This is a genomic window from Rhodobacter sp. NSM, assembly GCF_052244495.1.
GTDB lineage: Bacteria > Pseudomonadota > Alphaproteobacteria > Rhodobacterales > Rhodobacteraceae > Cereibacter_A.
In genome coordinates this window covers 1-906 of record NZ_JBQPXH010000058.1, presented here as the reverse complement: position 1 = coordinate 906, position 906 = coordinate 1, and the positions used below count along the sequence as shown (strand labels likewise).

1 protein-coding gene is annotated in these 906 nt (G+C 64.6%); it reads left to right on the top strand.

Features of this window, described 5'->3' with window-relative positions; all coding sequences use genetic code 11:
* Positions 1-80 precede the first annotated feature (80 nt).
* The gene (locus tag ACTVZP_RS22250; protein ID WP_443214305.1) at positions 81-758 is read left to right on the top strand and encodes an NYN domain-containing protein; all 678 of its coding nucleotides are present in this window, start codon (positions 81-83) and stop codon (positions 756-758) included.
* The last annotated feature ends 148 nt before the right edge of the window (positions 759-906 follow it).

The following is a 906-nucleotide window of genomic DNA, read 5'->3' as shown; positions in this document are numbered from 1 at the left end:
CCAACCTCCGGCGCCGATCCGCCCGATTTTCGGCGCATTCCCCATTCAGTTTAGCGCATGCCTAAGCGACGAGGGGAGCGATGGGGGCTGTTGCGGTATTGATCGACGCGGACAATCTGTCTGGCAAGCATGCGGCGCAGATTATGCAGGTCGCGGCGGCGCTGGGGCGGCCAACCGTGCTGCGTGCCTATGTCGACGCACAACGCTCCTGCGACTGGCACGGAGTACATGGCTTTCGCCTCATGCACGCGGGGACGGGGAAGAATGCCTCAGATCTATTGCTGGCCCTCGACGCGGTTGAACTGGCCCTACGCGGGGACGTCGGTCAGTTCGTGATCGCCAGCTCGGACGGCGATTTTTCGCATTTGGCGCTTCGGTTGCGGGAATACGGGGCTTTGGTGACAGGCGTGGGCGAGGGCAAGACGCCGCAGACCTTCCGCGCCGCCTGCGCGGATTTCGTCGAGATTGAGGCACGACGTTGGGCTTCGGTGCCGAAACCGCCTTCAAAGGAGGCTCAAGGCGCGCTGGACCGAAAAATCCGTACGTTGATGACCGAGCAGGGATGCGTGAGCGAAGGCATGCGGATCGCGGCCCTCGGCCCGCTGATGCATGCCCAGCACGGCACGCGCATCAGCACCTTTCCGGAACGCACCTGGCGAGCCTATCTGGCGGCGCGGCCCGAGCTATACACGCTGGACCCACGCGGCCCCGAAGCCCGGGTGCGACTGCGTCTTGGAAAAGTCGGCGAGGCCGCCTGAGGCAGATGCCCGCCCCAAAGGGACCAAGACCCACAAGTGCCATGCCCACCGCCTGCGCCTCTCTACCCACTGCGACCTCGAAGTGAGTGTCTGGTGTCAGGGTTTTTCTGCCGCCGTGTTGCTGCCTGGCGTCAGTCTGCTCTCAGCC

What these genes read in the sequence shown, in the direction of transcription:
- ACTVZP_RS22250 (WP_443214305.1), top strand. Translation starts at nt 81, where the DNA reads ATGGGGGCTGTTGCGGTATTGATCGACGCGGACAATCTGTCTGGCAAG.